This is a genomic window from Mesorhizobium huakuii, from assembly GCF_014189455.1.
Lineage (GTDB): Bacteria > Pseudomonadota > Alphaproteobacteria > Rhizobiales > Rhizobiaceae > Mesorhizobium > Mesorhizobium huakuii_A.
Genome location: NZ_CP050296.1, coordinates 6,701,307 through 6,717,094, shown reverse-complemented (window position 1 = coordinate 6,717,094; position 15,788 = coordinate 6,701,307). Strand labels below are relative to the sequence as shown.

13 protein-coding genes and 2 pseudogenes are annotated in these 15,788 nt (G+C 63.0%); 7 read left to right on the top strand and 8 right to left on the bottom strand.

The window, feature by feature from the left end; genetic code table 11:
* Window positions 1-19: 19 nt before the first annotated feature.
* From HB778_RS32960 to HB778_RS32950, 3 genes are all read right to left on the bottom strand, one after another.
* Window positions 20-1,105, bottom strand: coding sequence for a YcjF family protein (locus HB778_RS32960; protein WP_183459945.1), 1,086 nt, complete (start codon window positions 1,103-1,105; stop codon window positions 20-22).
* Window positions 1,102-2,577 carry a YcjX family protein gene (locus tag HB778_RS32955; RefSeq protein WP_183459943.1) on the bottom strand — a complete coding sequence of 492 codons (1,476 nt, stop codon included), beginning with the start codon at window positions 2,575-2,577 and terminating at the stop codon, window positions 1,102-1,104. The genes HB778_RS32960 and HB778_RS32955 overlap by 4 nt, the downstream gene beginning before the upstream one ends.
* 75 nt (window positions 2,578-2,652) lie before the next feature.
* On the bottom strand, window positions 2,653-3,156 hold the full coding sequence (locus HB778_RS32950; RefSeq protein ID WP_096446421.1) for a SixA phosphatase family protein: 504 nt from the start codon (window positions 3,154-3,156) through the stop codon (window positions 2,653-2,655).
* A gap of 276 nt (window positions 3,157-3,432) precedes the next feature.
* On the opposite strand from HB778_RS32950, the gene dksA reads away from it, so the two are divergent.
* Entirely contained in the window at window positions 3,433-3,849 is a 417-nt protein-coding gene (gene dksA / locus HB778_RS32945) for an RNA polymerase-binding protein DksA (RefSeq protein ID WP_006202025.1), read from the top strand.
* Window positions 3,850-3,981: 132 nt separating this feature from the next.
* Here dksA and HB778_RS42935 read toward each other — a convergent pair whose 3' ends face one another.
* Together HB778_RS42935 and HB778_RS32940 are read right to left on the bottom strand one after the other, a co-directional pair.
* Window positions 3,982-4,116 (bottom strand): hypothetical protein, encoded by a 135-nt coding sequence (locus HB778_RS42935; protein WP_280515936.1) that lies wholly within the window; start codon window positions 4,114-4,116, stop codon window positions 3,982-3,984.
* The gene (locus HB778_RS32940; protein WP_244661726.1) at window positions 4,116-4,730 is read right to left on the bottom strand and encodes a flagellar biosynthetic protein FliO; all 615 of its coding nucleotides are present in this window, start codon (window positions 4,728-4,730) and stop codon (window positions 4,116-4,118) included. Before HB778_RS32940 ends, HB778_RS42935 begins: the two co-directional genes overlap by 1 nt.
* 327 nt (window positions 4,731-5,057) lie before the next feature.
* Between HB778_RS32940 and cckA the strand changes: the two are divergent.
* A pseudogene (gene cckA, locus HB778_RS32935) lies at window positions 5,058-7,633 on the top strand (cell cycle histidine kinase CckA).
* 90 nt (window positions 7,634-7,723) lie between these two features.
* Entirely contained in the window at window positions 7,724-8,437 is a 714-nt protein-coding gene (locus HB778_RS32930) for a DeoD-type purine-nucleoside phosphorylase (RefSeq protein WP_183459941.1), read from the top strand.
* Here the strand turns inward: HB778_RS32930 and HB778_RS32925 are convergent.
* Complete coding sequence (locus HB778_RS32925) at window positions 8,434-8,739, bottom strand: ribbon-helix-helix domain-containing protein (protein WP_183459939.1); 306 nt, start codon at window positions 8,737-8,739, stop codon at window positions 8,434-8,436. The two genes, HB778_RS32930 and HB778_RS32925, sit on opposite strands and share 4 nt — an antisense overlap.
* Before the next feature lie 226 nt (window positions 8,740-8,965).
* Here HB778_RS32925 and HB778_RS32920 point away from each other — a divergent pair, with 226 nt between their 5' ends.
* The 3 genes from HB778_RS32920 to HB778_RS32910 all read left to right on the top strand — a co-directional run bounded on the left by HB778_RS32920 (window position 8,966) and on the right by HB778_RS32910 (window position 11,590).
* Window positions 8,966-9,361 (top strand): VOC family protein, encoded by a 396-nt coding sequence (locus HB778_RS32920; protein ID WP_183459938.1) that lies wholly within the window; start codon window positions 8,966-8,968, stop codon window positions 9,359-9,361.
* A 79-nt stretch (window positions 9,362-9,440) separates the two neighbouring features.
* Window positions 9,441-9,971, top strand: a complete 531-nt coding sequence (locus HB778_RS32915; RefSeq protein ID WP_183459936.1) for a gluconate 2-dehydrogenase subunit 3 family protein — start codon at window positions 9,441-9,443, stop codon at window positions 9,969-9,971.
* A gap of 47 nt (window positions 9,972-10,018) precedes the next feature.
* Window positions 10,019-11,590 carry a GMC family oxidoreductase gene (locus HB778_RS32910; protein ID WP_183459934.1) on the top strand — a complete coding sequence of 524 codons (1,572 nt, stop codon included), beginning with the start codon at window positions 10,019-10,021 and terminating at the stop codon, window positions 11,588-11,590.
* Here the strand turns inward: HB778_RS32910 and HB778_RS32905 are convergent.
* A pseudogene (locus HB778_RS32905) lies at window positions 11,490-13,574 on the bottom strand (PhoX family protein). The gene HB778_RS32910 and the pseudogene HB778_RS32905 overlap by 101 nt on opposite strands.
* Before the next feature lie 120 nt (window positions 13,575-13,694).
* Window positions 13,695-14,102, bottom strand: a complete 408-nt coding sequence (locus tag HB778_RS32900; protein WP_183459932.1) for a hypothetical protein — start codon at window positions 14,100-14,102, stop codon at window positions 13,695-13,697.
* 343 nt (window positions 14,103-14,445) lie between these two features.
* On the opposite strand from HB778_RS32900, the gene urtA reads away from it, so the two are divergent.
* On the top strand, window positions 14,446-15,726 hold the full coding sequence (gene urtA / locus HB778_RS32895; RefSeq protein ID WP_244661725.1) for an urea ABC transporter substrate-binding protein: 1,281 nt from the start codon (window positions 14,446-14,448) through the stop codon (window positions 15,724-15,726).
* The last annotated feature ends 62 nt before the right edge of the window (window positions 15,727-15,788 follow it).

The following is a 15,788-nucleotide window of genomic DNA, read 5'->3' as shown; positions in this document are numbered from 1 at the left end:
CGTCTCGAAGAGCAAAACGCTATTTGCCGGGGCCGGGCGTCTCGGTGTCCTTCTTCGTGGCAAACGATGTCAGTGCCGAGAGGAAATCGCCCAGTCCCGGGCGCTTCGCGGCGCTGAAGGGCAGGGGGCGCGCCGTTTCCATCGCCGCGATGCCGATGCGCGCCGTCATCATGCCGTTGACGACGCCCTCGCCAAGTTTTGCCGAAAGCCGTGCCGCCAGGCCGTGGCCGACGATCTGCTGGACGAAACTGTCGCCGACGGCGATCGAACCGGTGACCGCCAGATGCGCCAGCACGCTGCGCGCCAGGCGGAAGAAACCCAGCGTTCCCGGGCGTCCGCCATAGAGTTCCGAGAGACGGCGGATGAGGCGTCCGGCCTCGAACACGACATAGGCGACATCGACGAGCGCGCGCGGGCTGACCGCCGTCACCAGCGAGACGCGTTTGGCGGCCTCGAGAATCATCACCTTGGCTCTCGCGTCCAGAGGGCCGAGAATCTCCGCTTCAGCCAGGCGCACCAGATTGCCGCCGTCGATGATTTCGCCGCGCAGTTCGGCCAGCGCCCGCCGGCCTGCTGCGGTTTCCGGCTTGGCCGCGACGAAAGCCGAAAGCTCGTCGACCACCGATCGTGCCGCCTTGGGATCGTCGCGGGCGATGGCGTCGAGCGCGCGTTTTTGCAGTTTTTCGACTTCGGCAAGGCGGGCGATCGCCAGGAATTCGCGAATCAGGATCACCAGAAGCGCCAGCAATGCGATAGCGGCCATGCCGGCGGCCAGCCAGCCCAGCCATTCGGCACGGGCGAAGAGGTCGCGGATCAGTTGGTCGGTCCACAAGCCGACGGCCAGCGAAACCAGCACGCCGATGGCGCCGAAGAAGATGCTGCCGAATAGCGAGCGCTTTCTGGGGGCGATCGCCGGCGGCGGTTCGGCGGCAATTATGTCGGGCTCGTCGAAAACGTCGACTTCCGCCGGTATGACCAGCGCGACATCGGTCTTCATCACGCGGGGTTTGCGCGAGAGCTCGGCCTGGCGCGCCTTTGGCGCCTCTTGTGTTGGCGCGGCTTCCGACTCGATGCGGAAGGCCGCCGGCTTGCGGGGCAGGGTCATGCCAGATGGTCTCCGATCAGGAACTGCAAGGCGCGGTCGAGCCTGATATGCGGCAAAGACAGCGTGACGCCTTCGGCCGTGCGTTCGAGTTTTGGCGGACGGAATCGGACAAAGCGGATTGCCGGGTCCTCGGAATCCTGCCGGTGGTCCGGGCCGGAGATGTCGAACACCGCATCAATCTTGTCCGGTAAGTCGCCGGGAAATATGGCAGTTTCGGTCTTTCCATCAAACGTTTCGCCGTTGATCCTCTCGCCGGCGATCGGCGTGCCGATGATGACGGGCAAGGTCTCGCGGCCCTGCTTGACCGTGCCTTCGCGGGTCGCCCGCACCGCCGCCATGGCGACCACATCGACGTCGGCGCCGGTGAAATTCGCCCGCGCCACGGCGCGGTCGGCCAGCCGCCGCACGATGGCCTGCAACCGGTCATGGCTTTCGTGGTGCAGGTGGTCGGCCTTGGTCGCGGCGACCAGTATGCGATCGATGCGCCGCGAAAACAGGTCGGTGAGGAAGCTGCCCCGGCCGGGGCGGAAACAGCTGAGGATCTCGGTCACGGCGCGCTCGAGGTCGGCCATGGCGCCGGGGCCGGCGTTCAGCGCCTGCATGGCATCGATCAGCACGATCTGGCGGTCCAGGCGGGTGATGTGTTCGCGGAAGAAGGGTTTGACGACATGCGTCTTGTAGGCCTCGTAGCGCCTTTCCATCATGGCGTGCAGCGATCCCGGGCGCGGACGCCTGTCGAGGCCGGCCAGCGGCGCGAAGGTCAGCGCGGGGGAGCCCTCGAGATCGCCAGGCATGAGGAAACGGCCGGGCGGCAAGGTCGAAAGCGCGCGTTCGTCGAGCTTGCAGGCCTTGAGATAGGCGGCGAAGCTTTCGGCCAGGCGGCGCGCCGTCATTTCGTCGGCGTCGGCATTCGGGTCGATTTCCGCCGAGATCGCCCGCCAGGCCCGCGAAAGATCCTCGCGCACCGGCAGAGCGGCCATGTCGATGGCCTCGCATGAAAAATCGGCGAAGGATTTGCCGAGCAGCGGCAGGTCGAGCAGCCATTCGCCGGGATAGTCGACGATGTCGACCGACAGTTTGCCTGACGAGAACATGCGGCTCCAGCCGGAGGCCGATTCATATTCGATGGTCAGCCGCAGTTCCGAGATGGCGCGCGTCGGATCGGGCCAGGCACGGTCGTTGACCAAGGCGGCGATGTGGTCCTCGTACTGGAAACGCGGTACGGCGTCGTCAGGCTGCTCTTCGAGGAAGGCGCGCGCGATGCGCCCGGATTTCTGCGCCTCGAATAGCGGCAGGCGCCCGCCGTGGATCAGATTGTGGACCAGCGCGGAGATGAACACCGTCTTGCCCGCGCGCGAAAGGCCTGTAACGCCCAACCGCAGCGACGGAGAAAAAAGCCCGGTGGCGCGTCCCGACAGCGTATCGAGGGCAATTCTTGCCTCGTCGGTGAAGGTGGTCAGCGATGATGCCAAAATGTGATCTCTCGGGCCTCGGTCCGTCCGATATAGGCGTTGGAACCCGGCTTTGAAATGGCGCCGGCACCGGTATCAAAGATCGGCCGGCGTCAGAAACGCTTCGAGATAACCCGCTTCCTGGGCGGCTTTCGCCAGATCGTCCAGGAAACGCACGACCGCCAGGCCCGAGGTCGGGAAGCCATGATTGAGTGTGGCACGTGCCGTCTCGTCGCCGTCGCCCGAAACCGCCATGGCAAGATCCTCCGTCATCGGGTTGTGGCCGATGACCAGCAGTGAACCCGGCCCGCCATGCTCCCGGATAAGACGAAGATAACCGGCCGCGTCTTCGCTGTAGAGCGTGTCGAAAAACAGGACCTTGCCGGTATCGGTCTGGCCGGCCAGGCCTTCGAGCGTTTCCTTGGCGCGCTTGGCATTGGAGCACAATGTCAGGTCGGGGACATAGCCGCGTGAGCGCATGGCGGCGCCCATCATCTCGGCATCGGCGCGACCGGATGCGTCAAGCGGTCGATCGAAATCGCGCATGCCGGGCAGCGCCCAGCCAGCCTTGGCGTGTCGCAACAGATAGAGCCTGCTCACCCAACCTCCAATGATGTCGAAAGCCGAAGCCATACGCGATTAGCCATAAGAAGCGCGTGGCGCACAATGGTGCGTGTTCCCCGGGCAATGGATCACGCACGAGGCAGGTTGGCAAAGGGTCGAGGGCACTTTCTCCGTCGAATCAGAGGCATCCCGCTCCGACCAGCGCCGCAAGGGTGCTTTAACAAATGCGTGACTCGGTGGCCGATTGCGCTTGTGCAGGCGTCTGGCGGCGAATATATAGGCGCCAAATTTGGGGCTGTTTGGGTGAGTCGAATGAACGACATCGTTACCGCCGATTACGTACCCTCCGAAGACGAGCCGTTCATGAACGAACGGCAGAAATCCTACTTCCGCCTAAAGCTCGTCACCTGGAAAAATGACATACTGCGCGAAGCGCGCGAAACTCTCGAAATCCTGCAGCAGGAAAACGCCAACCACCCCGATCTCGCGGATCGCGCCTCTTCGGAAACGGACCGCGCCATCGAGCTCAGGGCTCGCGATCGTCAGCGAAAGCTCATCTCAAAGATCGATTCGGCGCTGCAGCGCATCGATGAAGGCACTTACGGCTATTGCGAGGAAACTGGCGAGCCGATCGCGCTGAAGCGGCTCGACGCCCGCCCGATCGCCACCTTGTCGATCGAAGCGCAGGAACGGCATGAGCGCCGCGAAAAAGTCTATCGCGACGACTGACGGATTGCTTCTGGGCCGCATCTCAGGGCAGTTGCAGTGAAGTTGTTATCAAAAAAATGGCCGGGTTTTCCGGCCATTTTTGATAGTGCGTGACAAATCCATTGCGTCACGCGGAAGCGTATCGGGCGCCAATCATCTCTTCTGGCTTGAAAGTTCGCCCAGAAGCTTGGTCATTTCATCGTCGAGCGACTGCGGCGCCTTGGCTGCCGGTTTGCCGACCGGGCCGCCGGAGCGCGGCTGGTCGAGCGAAACCTCCAGGTCCTTCATCAGCGCGTCGTCGATGCTCTCCTGCCTTGGCGGCGGCAGTGGCGCGTGCCTGATGGCATTGGCGTTGGCGGAGCCGTAAGCAGGCAGCGGCGTGACGTTGGTCGACTGATAGGTTTGCGCCACCGGTTTCGGTGCGGGCGCAGGCGCTGGTGGTGGCGCTGCCGGGCGCGGGCGGGCAGGCGCCGCCGCCGCGGCCGGCTGCGGTGCCGGTCGTGCCGGTGCGGGAGCCGGCTGAGGCGGCCGCGGTTTTGCCGCCGGGGCGCGGTGGCCGGGACAGGCTGCAGGCCGCCATCTCCGGTCAGCGCCGGACGGCGTGGCGCGGCAAGGCGTATGTCGCGTTCGACAACGACATCGGTCGGGCCGCCGATGAGAAGCAGATGCTCGATGTCGTCGCGGCGCACCAGCACCAGCCGGCGATGGCTGTCGACGGCGGTGGCGTCCATGACCGCGAGCCGGGTCTTGCGGTTCCGGCCACCCGCGACAAACGTGCCGAATGTCAGGTTGCGCACGAGCCTGATGATGACGAGCACGATGACCAACAGGATCAGCGCCGCGAAGGTCCACAGGAGTGCCGCCGCATAACCAGGGCCCGCCACGCTATCCAGCCACTGCATTGGTTTCCCCCTGATCGGTTTGGAAAGTGACGCGACACTAGACCGTTGCGGCGGGCCACCGCAAGTTGCCTTTCACGCATCGTGAACAGCTTGAAACACTGGGAAGGCCGGCCAGCATCATTTTTATCTGACATTTGCCGCCCGGGCCTTTTCCGGGCTAGGAGAATGTGATTCAACCGGCTAAAGCGCGTCGCGCTGAAGCCGATTCATGCGACGCGCTTCAGGTCCTTGTTTCATGCATGTCGTTTTCCCAAAACCGAAGTCACTTTTGGGCGACATGCATTAGGGGCGGGTGTCGGAACATCGGACTTCACGAGCAGGGGGCATATGGCCAAGGAAGCGCGCGGCGATTTCTATCCGGTACCGATCGTCGACCAGAACACGCGCCCGGGCGCGGTCACCCGGCTCATCATCTTCATCGTCGTTCTGACGGGCGCCGCGATCGTCTTCGGCCTGTTCCGCGAGCGCCTCGGCGATCCCTTCCTGCTTGGCATGCTCGGCGTGCTGGCGATGATCGGCGTCGGCTTCCTGTTCGCCACCGCGATCGGCTTCGTCCAGGTCACGCCGCGCTCGACCGGTGATGAACTGTCCAAGGCGTTCGTTGATTCGATGGCGCAAGGCCTGCTCGTCACCGACACCAAGGGCCGCGTCGTCTACGCCAACCGGGCCTATGCCGACATGACCGGAGCGTCCTCGGCCGCCGACCTCAAGACGGTCGAAGGGCTGCTTTCGGATGTTCCCGAGGCCTCGGTGACCATTTACCGGCTGGCCTCCGGCCTGCGTGACGGCCAGCCAGGCGACGGCGAGTTTCGGCTGGCGCAATCGATCCGGCCCGGCGCCGAACCGGGCGCCCGCTGGTACAGGGCGCGTGCCCGCACCTTCAGCGTTCCGGGCCAGCGGTTGCCGATGCTGGCCTGGCAACTCGCCGACATTTCTCAGGAACGGGCCGAGCAGGAGCGTTTCTTCCTCGATCTGCAGAAGGCCATCGATCACCTCGACCACGCCCCGGCAGGCTTCTTTTCCGCCGACCAGGACGGCCGCGTCACCTACATCAACGCCACGCTCGCGGAATGGCTGGGCATCGATCTTGCCAGTTTCACGCCTGGCGCAGTGACCTTGCCGGATATCGTTGCCGGCGACGGCATGGCGCTGGTGCGCTCGGTCAAGGCCGACCCCGGCACGACGCGCAACGCGGTCATCGATCTCGACCTGACGACGATGACGGGGCAAGCGCTGCCCGTGCGCTTCATGCATCGCGTTTCGGCCAGCCGAGAAGGTATCGGCGGCCCGACGCGTACGATCGTGCTCAACCGCACGCAGGGCGAGGATGCGTCGGCCGATCTGCGCGCCTCGGAAGTGCGCTTCACCCGCTTCTTCAATTCGACGCCGATGGCGATCGCGGGCGTCGATGCCAGCGGGCGCATCCTGCGCACCAATGCGCCCTTCCTGTCGCTGTTTGCCTCGGTCGTCGACCGGGACGCCGTGGATCGCCGCGTGCGGCTCGACACGGTAATCCATGAGCGTGAGCGGCCGGCCTTTGCCGCCGCATTCGAGAAAGCCCGGCAGCGGCAGGCCGACATCGAGCCGATCGACACCGTCCTGCCCGGCAACGAAGACCGGCACATCCGTTTCTACGTCAACGCCGTCGCCGACGGCACCGGCGGCGAGGGCGCCGAGGAATCGGCCATCGTCTACGCCGTCGAGACGACCGAGCAGAAGGCGCTCGAAGGGCAGATGGCGCAAAGCCAGAAGATGCAGGCGGTCGGCCAGCTCGCCGGCGGCATCGCCCACGACTTCAACAATGTGCTGACCGCCATCATCATGGCGTCGGACCTTTGTTGACCAATCACCGGCCGTCGGATCCGTCCTTCCCCGACATCATGAATATCAAGCAGAATGCCAACCGGGCGGCTTCGCTGGTCAGGCAGTTGCTGGCCTTCTCGCGCAAGCAGACGCTGCGGCCGGAAGTGCTGAACCTCACCGACGTGCTCGCCGATCTCAGGATGCTGCTTGCCCGCCTGGTCGGCAACGACATCAAGCTGAAGATCGACCACGGCCGCGACCTGTGGCCGGTCAAGGTCGATATCGGCCAGTTCGAGCAGGTGGTGGTCAATCTGGCGGTCAATGCGCGCGACGCGATGCCTGCCGGCGGCGATCTCACCGTGCGCACCCGCAACGTCACCGCCGAGGAATGCAAGACCTTCCCATATCGCGAACTCGCCGTGGCCGACTATGTCGTGGTCGAGGTCGAGGACACTGGCAGCGGCATCGCGCCCGACGTGCTGAAGAAGATCTTCGAGCCGTTCTTCACCACCAAGGAGGTCGGCAAGGGTACGGGCCTTGGCTTGTCCATGGTCTACGGCATCATCAAGCAGACCGGCGGCTTCATTTTCTGCGATTCCGAAGTCGGCAAGGGGTCGACCTTCCGCATCTTCCTGCCGCGTCACATCGCGGAAGCGAAGAAAGCGGCCGAACCCGGGGACGCGCCGAGTGCCGCGCCGGTCAAACCGGTCGACAGCACCAAGGACCTGTCGGGGTCGGCCACGGTGCTGCTGGTCGAGGATGAGGATGCCGTGCGCATGGGTGGCATGCGGGCGCTGACCTCGCGTGGCTACACGGTGCATGAGGCATCCTCCGGCGTCGAGGCGCTGGAAGTCTTCGAAGCCCTGGGCGGCAAGGTCGACATCGTCGTTTCGGATGTGGTGATGCCTGAGATGGATGGGCCGACCCTGCTTGGCGAATTGCGCAAGCGCCAGCCGGACATCAAGTTCGTCTTTGTGTCCGGCTATGCCGAGGATGCCTTCGCCAGGAACCTGCCGGCCGACGCGCATTTCGGCTTCCTGCCGAAGCCGTTCTCGCTCAAGCAACTGGCGACGATCGTCAAGGATATGCTGGAGTCCTAATTTAGCTTTCTCCGATGGTCTGCCTTGCGCAGCGCCCTGACAACGCCATGATTGCAGGTGAGAGGGCAAGCGGGCTTGGGGGAGCAGCGGTTGACGCCACATATCGAAGCAGGCAAAGGCGACTACGCCGATACGGTGCTGTTGCCGGGTGACCCGCAGCGCGCCGAATGGATGGCGCGGACATTTCTGGAGGCGCCACGCTGCGTGAATCGCCGGCGGGGTGCTCTCGGTTATACCGGCCTTTATCGCGGCCAGCCCATCAGCATTCAGTCGACGGGCATCGGTGTTTCATCGTTCCTGATCTATGTTCATGAATTGCTTGACTATTATGGCGCCCGAACATTGATCCGTACCGGGACCTGTGGCGGCCTGAGCGCCGAGGCCAAGCTGCGCAGCCTGGTGATCTCGCAATCGGCACGGCCGGAAAACACCGAGAGCGGTCAGGTCTTTGGCCTTTACCAAGCCGACGCCGGCCCGGATCCGGGCCTGCTCGCTTGTGCATTGGCCAAGGCAGCCGAACTCGGCATCGACCACCACGCCGGCCTGACAGCCTGCACCGACATATTCTACCATCCTGAAGCGCGCACCCGCTATGCCGAAGCAAAGGCGCTCGGAGCGCTGGCCGTGGACATGGAGACCAGTGCGCTCTACCGCATCGCGGCGCATTTCGGCGCGAGGGCGTTGTCGCTGCTGACCGTCGTTGACAGTCTGGTTACCGGCGAACAGGCCGACTATTCCGAGCGCCAGGCGCTTTTCACCGATATGAGCCGGCTGGCGTTCGAAACCGCTCGGGAAGGGCGCTAGGCGGCTTCCTGCTTCAGCGCCATCCGCTCGTCAATGGCAGGCCGATGGCCGCGCAGATAGAGCGCGCAGGTGGTGCGCAGCATGGAGGCGAAATTGGGAATCTCGCCATTGATCTCGATGGCTTCGTCGTACAGCTTCGAGATGAATTTGGGCGTCGTCAGGCTCTGGCTTTCGGCGATTTCGTCAAGCAAAGCCCAGAACGTCGCCTCGAGCTGGATGCTGGTCGAATGTCCATCGATGCGGATCGACCGGTTGATCTGGCGATAGCCTTCCGGATCCTGTGCGGCAAACACTCTGCACATCGTAACCTCCCGTTTTTGTTAGTCTTGGGCGTCGACGGGGCCATCGGCGCCTTTTGATCACTGCCTGCGATAGCACTTTCGACCGGACGGTCGACAACGGCAATCGGACTTTCGTCCTTAATGCATGTACCCGTTTTTCGATCCTATGCGTGGTAATCGGCTGCCACCACCTTATCTCCCCGGCGCGCATAATCACCTTCGAAGCACGAACGCTGCGGGGTCTGATTTGGCGAAGGCGATCCACACCATGATCCGGGTTCTCGAGGAGGCCCGGTCCATCGATTTCTACAACAAGGCGTTCGGTCTCGGCGTCGCCCAGCGGCTGGATTTCGAGACCTTCACGCTGATCTACCTCAGCAATGCCGATACGCCTTTCGAAGTCGAGTTGACCGTCAATAAGGGCCGGCAGGAGCCTTATGCGCTTGGCGATGGCTACGGCCATCTCGCGGTCTCGGTCGCCGATCTCGACAGCGAACACGACCGCCTCGGCGCGCTTGGCCTCAACCCGAAGAAGATCGTCGAGTTCGACCGGGACGGTTCGCTGATCGCCCGCTTTTTCTTCATCGAGGATCCCGACGGCTACAAGATCGAGGTCCTGCAGCGTGGAGGGCGCTTCCAATAGGGGACAACCGGCCGCGCCGACCAGCGCGGCGCCAGCAAAGACACCCCAAGGGGTGCGAACAGCAAGCAGGGAGGAACAAATGGTCACGATCTATGAGAGGAAGCCCGGCCTGTCACGGCGCGAGCTGCTCAAACGCGGCGGCGTCGGTGCGCTGCTTGTCATTTCCGGCAGCGCCATCATCAGCCCGGAGCACGCCTGGGGGCTGGAAACCTCGGCGCTGAAGCCCGAGACGATGGCGACGCTGATCCAGGTGGCGCGTGATATCTATCCGCACGACCAGGTGCCGGACAAATACTACGCCATCGCCGTCAAAGGCCATGATGAGACAGCCGGCAAGGATCCTGCTCACAAGGAGCTGATCGAGAAGGGCATTGCCGAACTCGACAAGAAGGCCGGCAAGGGTGGTTATCGCGGGCTCGGCTGGGAAGAACAGCGCGTGGCGCTGCTCACCGAGATCGAGAAGACGCCTTTCTTCCAGGCGGTGCGCGGCGGTCTTGTCGTTAGTCTCTACAACCAGAAAGAGGTGTGGCCGATCTTCGGTTACGAGGGCGAGTCCTATTCGAAGGGCGGCTACATCGCGCGCGGTTTCAACGACATCGAGTGGCTCTGAGCCGCTCTGTCCGAAACCACTTTTGACCGATCTCATGGGAGGAAACCATGGCAGCACAATTTGATCTCAAGAACGACGGTGTGGTCGTCATCATCGGCTCCGGCGCCGGCGGCGGCACGCTCGGCAACGAACTGGCACAGAAGGGCATCGACGTCGTCATCCTCGAGGCGGGCGCCCGCCACGAATATGAGGACTTCATCAATGACGAGTGGGATTCGTTCGCCCAACTCGCCTGGAAGGACAAGCGCACCACATCCGGCGATTGGCGCGTGGCGAAGGATTTCCCGAATCTGCCCGCCTGGATCGTCAAGTCGGTTGGCGGCTCGACCACGCACTGGGCCGGTGCCTCGCTGCGCTTCCAGGAGCATGAGTTCAAGACGGCGACGACCTATGGCAAGGTGAAGGGCGCAAACCTTCTCGACTGGCCGGTGACACTGGCCGAAATGGAGCCCTATTACGCCAAGGCCGAGGCCAAGATGGGTGTCACCGGCACCAATGACTGGCCGAGATTGCCCGGCAACAACAATTTCAAGGTCTTGAAGGCCGGCGCCGACAAGCTCGGCTACAAGGAATGCCATACCGGCAACATGGCCATCAACTCGGTCGAGCGCGACGACCGCAACTCCTGCCAGCAGACCGGGTTCTGCTTCCAGGGCTGCAAATGGGGCGCCAAATGGTCGACGCTCTACACCGAGATCCCGAAGGGCGAGGCGACAGGCCATCTCGAAGTCCGGCCGAACGCCATGGTGATCAAGATCAACCACGACGCCAGCGGCAAGGTGACCGGCGTCGTCTATGCCGACAAGGACGGCAAGCTGCAGGAGCAGAAGGCCCGCATCGTCGCCGTGGCCGGCAACTCCATCGAAAGCCCGCGCCTGCTGCTCAATTCGCAATCAGCCAAGTTCCCGCATGGCCTCGCCAATTCGTCGGGGCAGGTGGGCAAGAACTACATGCGCCACACCACAGGCTCGGTTTACGCCATCTTCGACAAGCCGGTGCACATGTATCGCGGCACCACCATGGCCGGCATCATCCGCGACGAGGCGCGCCATGATCCGTCACGCGGCTTCGTCGGCGGCTACGAGTTCGAGACGCTGTCGCTTGGGTTACCGTTCATGGCGGCTTTCCTCAACCCGGGCGGCTGGGGGCGCTCCTTCACCACCGCGCTCGACCATTACGACCACATGGCCGGCCTGTGGATCGTCGGCGAGGATATGCCGCGCGAGGAGAACCGCATCACGCTGCATGCCGACGAGAAGGACGAGCATGGCATGCCGATCGCTGACGTGCATTTCGACGACCACCCGAACGACACGGCGATGCGCAACCATGCCTACAAGCAGGCCACCGCACTTTACGACGCGGTCGGCGCTACCCGCACCTTCCCGACGCCGCCCTATCCCTCGACCCACAATCTCGGCACCAACCGGATGAGCGAGAAGGCGCAGGACGGCGTCGTCAACAAGCATGGCCAGACGCACGACATCAAGAACCTGTTCGTGTCGGACGGTAGCCAGTTCACGACGGGTGCTGCCGAAAACCCAACACTGACGATCGTGTCGCTGGCGATCCGCCAAGCCGACTACATCGCCGCCCAGATGTCGGAGAGAAGCATCTAGTCCCACCCTCCCAACTGCCTGCTGGCGCGGAACCTGACCGGGTTCCGCGCCTTTTTGTGGGCCTGGCGGTCTCAGGCTCCGACCGGCTGGCCGTCCTTGCGGCGGATGGCGACGACCGATGGCGCGGCGGCTGGCCATCCTTGAAATCGGGCCAGAGCGACTGTGCCTTGTCGAGCGTTTCGGCATCCTCGGAGGGATGCTGGACCGAAAGGAACAGCGTTGTGCCATCCGGGGTGAAGCAAGGGCCGGTCGCTTCCGCGCCATGCGGGCAGGTGAACAGCAGCTTTGGCAAGCCACGCGCCGCGCCTTCCGTGTCGACGCCGTAGACGCCGTCCGGCAGGTCGAAATCATTGGCGCCGTCGGTCGCCACCCACAGCCGCCCGGCCGGGTCGAAGGTGATGTTGTCGGGGCAGACGAACCAGCCATTGTCCGACGTGTCGGGGTGGAAGGTGGCGCCAACTTTCGCGTCCTTGGGATTGCCGCAGAGCACGAACAGGTCCCAGGCATATTTGTCGGCGGTGTGGTCGGCGTCGGCGCCGCGGCCGCCAGGCGGGATCAGTTCGACAATGTGGCCCCAGAGGTTTTCGGGACGCGTGTTGGCCGGATTGACCTTGGATTCGTCGCGCTTCTTGTTCTTGGTCATGACGGCGTAGACGCGGCCGGTGACCGGATTGGTCTCGATGTCCTCCGGCCGGTCCATCGGGGTCGCGCCGAGGGCATCCGCCGCCAGCCGTGTCTTCAACAGCACCTCGGCCTGGTCGGCAAAGCCGTTGTCCGCCGTGAGCTTGCCCTGGCCGTGAACCAGCGGCAGCCAGGTCACCGAGCCATCGGCGTCGTAACGGGCGACCGACAGCACGCCATCGTCAAGAAGGCCGTTGCTGGAAGCCGGATTCGCCTTGTCGTAGGCCTTGTTCGAGACGTAGCGGTACATGTATTCGAAATAGTCGTCGTCGCCCATGTAGACGACGACGCGGCCGTCCTTGTTGAGGACGACGGTCGACGCCTCATGCGACATGCGCCCGAGGGCCGTGCGCTTCACCGGCTTCGACTGGGGATCATAAGGGTCGATCTCGACCACCCAATCGAAGCGGTTCGGCTCGTTCGGTTCCTTGTCGATGTTGAAGCGGTCATGGAAACGGCCGCGGCCATAGATGTCGGATCCGTCAAAGCCGTAGCGGGCGAGAATGTCCGCGGTCGGCGCCTTTTTCGGGTCACCACCGAACAGGTCGGAAACGCCTTCCTCGCAGGTCAGAACGGTGCCCCAGGGGGTAAAACCGCCGCTGCAATTGTAGCTGGTGCCAAGCACCTTCGTGCCGGTCGCGTCGGCGGATGTCTTGAGCAGCGCATGGCCGGCCACCGGTCCGGAGACGGTCATTTCGGTGTTGGCGGTGATGCGGCGGTTGAGCGGGCTGTCCTCGACGGTTTGCCACTTGCCGTCCTTGAGCATGATTTCGACGATCGAATGGCCCATCGCCGCCAGGCCGAGATCGACCTGTTCCTAGTTCATAGTCTTGCCGGCGTCGTCCTCGGTCATGCCGGGAAACATCACATTGGGCGAGATGTATTCGTTGTTGACGCACAGCAGGCCATGGTCGGAGTTCACCGAGCCCTTGGGCAGCGGCAGGAAGGCGATGTAGTCGCAGTTGTAGCCGAAGCGCTTTTCCTGTTCGTCAGCGGCGATCGTGTTGCCGTCGAAATCCGCCAGGCCGGCGACAAGCGGATCACCCCAGCGAGCAACGATCGTTGTCTCATAGCCCTCGGCGGCGGCGTGGGTCTTGTCGTAGACGCGCTTCAGTTCGGGAAAGCCGAGCGTGGAAAGTGCCGCAGCCGCGTGTGTCTCGCCGGCAAACAACGAGCCGACAAAACTGCCGCCAGCGACCAGGGCGCCCGATGCAAGGCTGCCTTTCAGGAGGGTCCGGCGCGAGACGCGCTCGGCGATGATGTCGCGAATGACAGGGGAGGATGAAGACGGGGAATTGGCCATGTGTCTGCCTCTCGATGTGGATGGGTGACGGGCGCACCGCTGCCTATCCAGTTTCGGCAACATCCAGATGACATGAGAGGCAAGTTCGCAGGCGTTCAGGTGGCTATCGCCGGGATTCGCCTATTGGCTGCCTCCCCGCGTGCAGGTCGAGGCGGTGAAGGCGCCGTCGGGCTGCTTCATGATGATGTCGAAGGAGGGCGGGTTCTGGCCATCCAGCGTCGCCTGGGTCATCGACAGCGCGTTGCCGCCGGCGGTGTAGCCGCCGAGCGGTCCCAGCCACGAGATCTCGCCGTTTGCATTCATCTGATAGTTGTAAGCCTGCGGGGCGGTTCCGAAGGTTACAGGCCCTGTATAGACGTTCCCCTTGATCGTGATGTCTCCGAGGTCGAGGAACATGCCGAGCAGGTAGACTTCGCAGTGATAGGTGCCATCAGGCATCTTGCCGTCGCTGAAGTCGGCCCGGGCGTCGCCGGTCGCCGCCGCGAGAAGCACTATGCCGACAAAAATGCGTGAAATCAGGGATGCCATGACGTCGCTCGGTTGAGGCGCGAGCTTGCCCTATTTTTGCGCTGTGCCGCAACATTTGTCGTCCGCGGCATGGGCTCGTAGTTCAAAATCTAGGCATCTGGTGAAATTGGGCGAAAATTAGGCAGATACCTTGTGCGCTGCGCAAATTTCTCTCAACCAATTTTTAACCGGCTCTCTTTGGTTTGTTCAATCTAATATAATAACAGACTGATAACGCTTGGCTATTTATCGTTTTTCAATATCCCTGCAGCGGTTGGCATGGGGGTTGCATTGTATTGTTGCGGTGCAATCAACCAGCTTGGGAGTCTTCCGTATGAGGGGTAATTTCTCGACAATAACAAGAATGTTTTCGGCAAGCGTGGTCGCCGCCGGTCTGTTGATGTCGGCTCCCGCCAAGGCGGCAGACGACACGATCAAGGTCGGCATCCTCCATTCGCTGTCGGGGACCATGGCGATTTCGGAGACGACGCTGAAGGACGCCATGCTGATGCTCATCGACGAGCAGAACGCCAAGGGCGGCCTGCTCGGCAAGAAGCTCGAGGCCGTCGTCGTCGATCCGGCTTCCAACTGGCCGCTGTTCGCCGAAAAGGCGCGCGAGCTGATTTCGAAGGACAAGGTCGCGGCTGTGTTCGGCTGCTGGACCTCGGTCTCGCGCAAATCGGTGCTGCCGGTGTTCTCCGAGCTCGACAACATCCTGTTCTATCCCGTCCAGTATGAGGGCGAGGAAAGCGAACGCAACGTGTTCTACACCGGTGCCGCGCCCAACCAGCAGGCGATTCCGGCCGTCGACTATCTGATGAGCAAGGATGGCGGCTCGGTGAAGCGCTGGGTGCTGGAAGGCACCGACTACGTCTATCCGCGCACCACCAACAAGATCCTGGAAGCCTATCTGAAGTCCAAGGGCGTCGCGGCTGAAGACATCATGGTCAACTACACGCCGTTCGGTTTCTCCGACTGGCAGACCGAAGTCTCGGCGATCAAGAAGTTCGGCTCGGCTGGCAAGAAGACCGCCGTCGTCTCGACCGTCAACGGCGACGCGAACGTGCCGTTCTACAAGGAACTCGGCAACCAGGGCATCAAGGCCGAGGACATCCCGGTCATGGCATTCTCGGTCGGCGAGGAAGAGCTTGCCGGTCTCGACACCAAGCCGCTGGTCGGCCATCTCGCCGCCTGGAACTATTTCGAGAGCGTCAACACGCCTGAGAACAAGAAGTTCATCGCCGACTGGCACAAGTTCATCAAGAACAACAAGCGCACCACCAACGATCCGATGGAAGCCCATTATATCGGCTTCAATATGTGGGTGAAGGCGGTCCAGAAGGCCGGCACCACCGATCCGGACAAGGTCATCGATGCCATGATCGGCGTTTCGGTGCCGAACCTGACCGGCGGCTATTCGACGATGATGCCGAACCACCACATCACCAAGCCGGTTCTGATCGGTGAAATCCAGGCCAATGGCCAGTTCGAAACGGTTTCGAAGACACCTGGCCTGGTGATGGGCGACGAATGGTCCGACTACCTGCCGGATTCCAAGGACCTGATCTCCGATTGGCGCAAGCCTTTGTCCTGCGGCAACTTCAACGTTGCCACCGGCAAGTGCGGCGGCAAGGGAACGAACTGATCCTCCCAGGGCTGACTTAGTCAGACCGCGCGCGTCCGGACGGTTTCCTCCGCTGTCCGGAC